This window comes from uncultured Lamprocystis sp. (assembly GCF_903933125.1).
In the GTDB taxonomy this organism is placed as follows: Bacteria; Pseudomonadota; Gammaproteobacteria; order Chromatiales; family Chromatiaceae; genus Thiodictyon.
Genome location: NZ_CAIZIZ010000560.1, coordinates 1 through 6,692 on the forward strand (window position 1 = coordinate 1; position 6,692 = coordinate 6,692).

Consider the following 6,692-nt stretch of genomic DNA (forward strand, 5'->3'; position numbering starts at 1 on the left):
GGTGACGGCTGGTGTTTTGGTCGACTTCAGACGATACCGCCGGTCTCCCGCTGCCGCCACCTCCGCAGGAGCCGCCGGCCCTGGTCCAGCCCACCCGTGCACAGCGCCCGGCCTCAGGCAAAAATGGCCAAAGTCGAGCCCCAATACCATGTAATTTCCCTCGCCTATCACATCTTGGGGCTGACTGACGGTTACCTCGACCCGGACGGGGATGGCTTTGCATCGGAGGGCAAGACGATTATGCAGGCGCGCAAGGAGGCCGTCCAGGCATTCATCAACGGGCATGTGGATGGGCCGGGGAAGTTCAAATTCTCTTTTGCGCTTGCGGATAATGCTTCCTTCCTCTCAGACCAGCATTGGTACAACATGAAGCTGTGGAATGGCCCCGCGCCAGCGGACTGTACCGCTCTCGTGACCCCGGTCCAAGGGACCACAGTCAATCTGATCACTTCCCAGAGCAGCAAGTTTGTCCCCTACATGCGCCTGCGTCAGAGTGGGCACTCGTCCCTACGCGACTGGGCGGGGGATCTGGTGACCTTTATCCCGATCCGGGACTTTCAATTTCGATCTGACCCTGCGCTTGACTTCAGTCCATTCAAACAGGCATTGGTGACCGGTTTTGTGAATGCGACCGACCCGAGGACCCAGGTAACAGGCACCTGGACCGGGGGGTTCAAGGGGCTGAGCATCACCTCTGCAAACTGGGAGCTTGAACTGACTGGCTGGAAGATCGGCTCGGGTTTGGTCCCGCCGGATCTCAGCAAGCTTACGGATATAGCGATTCACATGGACACCATCGCCGAGTACTAGCCAACGGGCCCCACGGAGCCGAACGGGATCATGAACCGCGCCATTACACTGTGCCTCGCCCTGGCAAGCCTGCTCTTGCCGGGCGTGCTTTGGTGCGAGGACAAGTCCGGTGTCGAGCCCCAGGTGCTGTCTCTACCCAAGGGCCCAGGTTCTATCGAAGGGCTCGGCGAATCTTTCGAGCCCCAACTCAATACCGGCACCGCCGCGTATCAGGTGAAGTTAGCGGTCCCGCCTGGTGTGAACAAGCACCAACCGGCGTTGGCGCTGCTCTACAACAGCGGCTACGGTAACTCCGCCCTGGGAATCGGCTGGCGGCTGAATGTGCCCTCGATTCAGCGTCAGACAGACAAAGGCTTGCCGACCTACACCGATGCGGACACCTTCATCCACTCCGACGGCGGGGAACTGGTGCCCCTGGGGGCCGGCTTGTTTCGGCCCAAGATTGAAGGTTCGTTCCACCGCCTTCAGCGGGTGGGCGACGGGTGGCAGGTCTGGGAGCGGGACGGCACCCGCCTGGACTTCGGCACCAGCGCCGCCGCCCGGATGGACACACCGCTGGGTAGCTTCGAGTGGCGCCTGGAGCGATCGACCGATACCAACGGCAACGAGATCCGGTACCTGTACGAGACCCACGGTGGCCAGCCCTATCTTTCCGAGATCCGCTATAGCCTGGCGGCGGCGACCCTCTACAAGTCCGTGCATTTTCGATATGAGGATCGTCCGGACGCCTTCACCGACTGCCACAGCCGCTCCCGGGTGCTGACCGCTCGGCGCCTTGCGGCCGTGGAGATGCGCTCCCAGGGGGTCCTGGTTCGCAAGTATCGGCTGGACTACCAGGCGGGTGCCCCCTTCTCCCTGTTGGCCAGCGTGGTGCAACTCGGCGCCGACGGCCTTAGCAGCCTGCCGGCGATGGCGTTCGGTTACAGCGGTTTCGACCCGACCAGCTTCATCGTCGGTACCCTGACCAATCCACCGCCGTATGGCGTGTCGCTCACCAATCCGAACGTCGATCTCATCGACATCGATGGCGACGGTCTGCCTGACCTCGTTCACACGGACCGTCTCTCCGGCAGCCACCGTTTCTATCTCAACCGGGGTAGGGGCGCCCTGGGGGCCGACCCGGTATCGCCCGCCGGATCACCCCAGTATTACCTGGACACCAAGGGCGTGATGATGTCGGACATGGACGGGGACGGGCTGGCGGACCTGTTCATCCGCGGCGTCTCCGACTTTGGCTACTTCCGAAACCGCGGGCGGCTGGCCTGGGAGGAGACGGACTGGAAGGACTATTCGCCCATGCCTGGCTTTACCTTCCAGGATGCCAATGTCCGGCTGGTCGATGTCAACAACGACAAACTCATCGACGTGCTACGCGACAATGGCTCTGCCTATCAGGTCTGGCTCAATCCCGGCGAAGGGCCCTGGAACCCTGAGTTCGACGCCGAGACGACACTGCCCCTTGGGGCGCACCTCGGCTTTACCAGTCCCACTACCAAGTTGGGCGACATGAACGGCGACCGCATGGAGGATCTGGTCTTTGTTCGGACCGACGGCGTGTCCTACTTCCCCAGCAAGGGCAACGGCGAGTTCGACGGCGAGGTGGAGATGGGCAACCCGCCCACCGGCCTCCTGCCCGCCGACGCAACCCTCACCGACATCAACAACGACGGCCTCGTCGATCTGGTGGTGGTGGGCAACGAGCATGTCCGGGTATGGCTCAACGGGGCTAACGGGGCCTACAAGCCCGAGAACCTGCTGGAAGACACCCCCAGCACGGCGGGCAACAGCGCCTTCCGCTTCGCCGACCTGGACGGCGACGGCTTCCGCGACCTGCTGATCACCAATCAGGATGCCCGCGATCCCTACCAAACCGTCTCTTTCAACGCCGGCGTCCACCCCAACCTTCTGACCCGCATCCGCAACGGCCTGGGCCAAGAGACCCGCATCGAGTACCGCTCCTCCATCGAGGACTACCTGCGCGACCGCGACGCGGGTAACCCCTGGACGCGCAAGCTGCCCTTCCCGGTCCATGTGGTCAGCCGGGTGACGGTGCGGGACAACAACAGCGGTCAGGAGTACGTGACCGATTACCGGTATCGGGACGGCTATTACGACGGCGCCGAGAAGGAGTTCCGCGGCTTCGCCCAGGTGGAAAAACTGGAGCACGGCGGCCCCGGCGCCCCCAGCCTGCTCACCCGCCATAGCTTCGACGTGGGCGATACCCAGGAGAGCCGCAAGGGGATGCCGCTCGCCCAGGCGGTCATGGTGGAGGGCGGGACCCAAACCCCGCCTGTCGGGCTCTTCGAGGCGGCCGACCACCGCCTGACCACGCGGACCCTGGCCACCGGTACCAACGGGGTCCCGGTCACCTATTCCTTCACCCATCAGACCGATACCCGAATCTACGAGGGCACCGCCCAGCCGGTGGCGCTGCGTCGCGCCTGGGACCAGGACGGCTATGGCAACGTCATCGCGGACCTCGACTACGGCATCGTCGTAGGGACCGACCTCGGTGCCGGGCAGGATGAGGTGCTGACCCGCACCGACTACCGCATCGACACGGCGCGCTGGATCGTCAACCTCCCGAGCCGGGTGAGCAAGACCGATCGAATCGGCGGCTTCGTCAGTCTGCAACGCCTGACCTACGACACCAACGGGAACCTCAAGGTCGACGAGCGCTCGCCGGACGGGACCCGCTTCATCGCGGTGACCCGCAACGACTACGACGGCTACGGCAACATCGTCAAGGTCACCGACGCCAACGGCCACTGGCGCCGCCTGGACTACGATCCGACCTTTCATGCCTTCCCGATCACGGAGACCATCGGGGACCTGGGGCTGAGCATGACGGCGACCTACGACCTGGGCCTGGGGCTCATGACCGCCTTCACCGACCCCAACGGCCACACCACCGGCTTCGGCTACGACACCTTCGGGCGCCTGACCCGCATCATCAAACCCGGCGACACCGCTGCCCTGCCCACCCAGACCTTCGAGTACCGTCTCGGCGACCCGGTGAGCGCCATCGCCACCAAGAGCCGCGAGGTCTCAGGCCAGCCCGGCACCTACGACAGCCTCACCTGGTTCGACGGCCTGGGCCGCAAGCTCCAGACCCGCTCCGAGGGGGAGAACGGCGACTGGGTGGTGAAGGACGCTGCGGTCTTCAACCAGCGCCGCGGCCTGGCCCGCCAGTGGCTGCCCCACTTCGCCCCCTCTTCGGATTACGCCGATCCCGACCCGGCCCTGGCCCATACCGACATCCAGTACGACGCCCGCGGGCGCTCCATCCGCGAGACCAACCCGGACGCGACCTTCCGCACGACCCGGTACCTGCCCCTGACCGAGATCAAGTCCGACGAGGAGGACAACCTCCCTGGCGGCCCCCATGCCGATACCCCCCACACCTCCATCAGTGACGGGCGCAAGCGCCTGGTCGAGGTCCGCGAGCGCAACGGCGTGGAGACCTATGTCACCCGGTATGGCTACGACGGCCTGGATAACCTCACCCGCATTCTGGACCATCAGGGCAATCTCAAGACCCTGCGGTTCGACGGCCTGGGCCGCAAGACCCGCATGGAGGACCCGGACAAGGGCCTCATGACCTACGGCTACGACGACGCCGGCAACCTGCTGCAAGCCACCGATGCCAAGGGCCAGACCGTCATCTATACCTACGAGCCGGCCAATCGGACCCTGACGGAGGCGGTGGCGGGCGATGGCGTCAAGGTCCGCTACCACTACGATGCCGACTTGCCGCCGGGCGGCCCGGCCCTGGAGAACACCCTGGGGCGCCTTGCCTGGGTGGAGGACCAGGCCGGCCGGCAGAGCTACTCCTACGACACCCGCGGCAAGGTCGCCCGCCAAGTCCGCCGTCTCGACGGGCTGGACTTCATCACCGGCACGGACTGGGACGCCATGGACCGCCTGACCCGGCTCACCTACCCGGACGGCAGCCAGATCAGTTACCAGTACAACGCCATGGGTCAGTTGGAGTCCGTGCCGGGCTATGTGGAAGCCATCGACTATGCCCCCACCGGCCAGAAGTCGACCTTGCGCTACGCCAACGCACTGGCGAGCCGCTACGACTACGATGGCCGCCAGCGCCTCGACCGGCTGCGCACCGAAGGCCCCGGCAGCCAGTTCTTGCAGGACCTGCGCTACAGCTACGACGGGGCCAGCAACATCGTCCGTATTGCGGATCAGCGCCCGGTCAAGACCCCGGAGGACCGTACCGGCGACTACGGCTACGACGACCTCTACCGCCTCACCAGCGCCACCGCCCCCGCCTGGACCGAGACCTACGCCTACGACAGCATCGGCAACATGACTTTCAAGTCCGACCTGGGGGTCATGACCTACGGTGCCGGCAGCGCCGGGCCCCACGCCCTGACCCGCGCCGCCGGCATCGACTACGGCTACGACGCCAACGGCAACCTCGCCGCCAAACAGGGGTTCGGCTATCGTTTCGACTACCGCGACCGGCTGGCCCGGGTGGACCGCGCCGGGAACGGCGTGGGCGACGGCGCCGTCATCGACTACGCCTACGACTCCGGCTTCGACCGCAAGCGCAAGACCGTTACCCTGGGCGGTGAGTCCCAGACCACCCTCTATGTGGACCGCTACACCGAACTGCGCGGCGACCGGCTCATCAAGCAGGTCTTCGCCGGGGACCGGCTGGTGGCGCGAGTGACGACGGCCCCCTTCGACCCCGCCATGTTGGCCGGCTGGGCGCCCCCGCCGGACCTGGACGACCTGGATGTCAACCCGCGGGACGGCGTCATCAGCCTGGCGGAGATCCGCGGCCTAGGGTCCGACCCCGGCGTCGTCGAGCCCGCGGATGCGGCGGCGGCCCTGCGCGTCTATGCCCAGGGGCGGGAGACCAACCCGAACCGGCTGCCCTTCGCCACCATGGCCCAGGCGGTGCACGCGGTTGGCCAGTTGCCGCGGCCTGCGACTCAAGAGACCGTCTTCTATGTCCCTGATCATTTGGGGAGCGCCAGCGTGGTGGCGGATACCGCTGGGGGCGTGTTGGAGGAGTCGGTGTTTTATCCCTATGGGAAGGATCGGGTGCGGACCGGAGAGTATGAGAGCGAGTATCGGTTTACTGGGAAGGAGTTGGATGGGGAGACTGGGCTGCATTATTTTGGGGCGAGGTATCTTGACGCTTTAACCGGGCGGTTTGTCAGCGTTGACCCGCTTTATGCTGGGCTGCGAAAAGAGGACGCATCTAATGCTGAAGGATCTAACGGCAAAGACATTGCAGAGCATTCCAGAGAGGATTATCCAATCAATAGCGCTCCGCCTCACTTAGCACAGGGCAAGGCGAACAGTCTGATACCAACGTTAAGCGTCGCTGGAAATAGGGTTGCGCTGGGCCCGAGATTCCTCGGGCCAGGGGATTACGCAAGTTATGATCCGCGACTCCTTTATTCGTACGCCTATTCCTCTTGCAATCCAGTCGTAAACATAGACCGCACGGGCTTATCTTCCGAGGCGGCGCAGGAAGATCACGCAGCAAGAGACAAACTAATTGAAACAGGAGCCCATATTGTTGTTGCCATTTTTGATCCGATTGTTGCAACCATTCTGTTTACAGCGAAGGGGGTCGGTGATATGGCAAACGCTATCGCTGACACTGCCGTAGATCTCAAGCCAGTTCTGAAGGATCTGAATAATGTAAAGAAGGGAATGCCACCTCAAACTCTCGGCGGAAAGGACCGTAGGTTGGGGTGAGCTTGCGAACCCCAACGATTGGTGGCCGGGGATGTTGGGGTTCGTTCCTCACCCCAACCTACACCGGCCGGGCTCCACAGGTCCGTAGGTTGGGGTGACGAAGGAACCCCAACGATTGGTGGCCGGGGATGTTGGGGTTCGTTCCTCAC

The 6,692-nt window shown here is 64.2% G+C and carries 2 protein-coding genes; both read left to right on the forward strand.

Features of this window, described 5'->3' with window-relative positions:
• Positions 1 to 123: 123 nt before the first annotated feature.
• Positions 124 to 810, forward strand: a complete 687-nt coding sequence (locus tag QZY03_RS30540; RefSeq protein ID WP_295587930.1) for a hypothetical protein — start codon at positions 124 to 126, stop codon at positions 808 to 810.
• 30 nt (positions 811 to 840) lie between these two features.
• On the forward strand, positions 841 to 6,543 hold the full coding sequence (locus QZY03_RS30545) for a toxin TcdB middle/N-terminal domain-containing protein (RefSeq protein ID WP_295587932.1): 5,703 nt from the start codon (positions 841 to 843) through the stop codon (positions 6,541 to 6,543).
• The last annotated feature ends 149 nt before the right edge of the window (positions 6,544 to 6,692 follow it).

Bases quoted from the DNA above. Each gene is read 5' to 3' on its own strand.
- QZY03_RS30545 (WP_295587932.1), top strand. From the start codon at position 841: ATGAACCGCGCCATTACACTGTGCCTCGCCCTGGCAAGCCTGCTCTTG.
- QZY03_RS30540 (WP_295587930.1), top strand. From the start codon at position 124: ATGGCCAAAGTCGAGCCCCAATACCATGTAATTTCCCTCGCCTATCAC.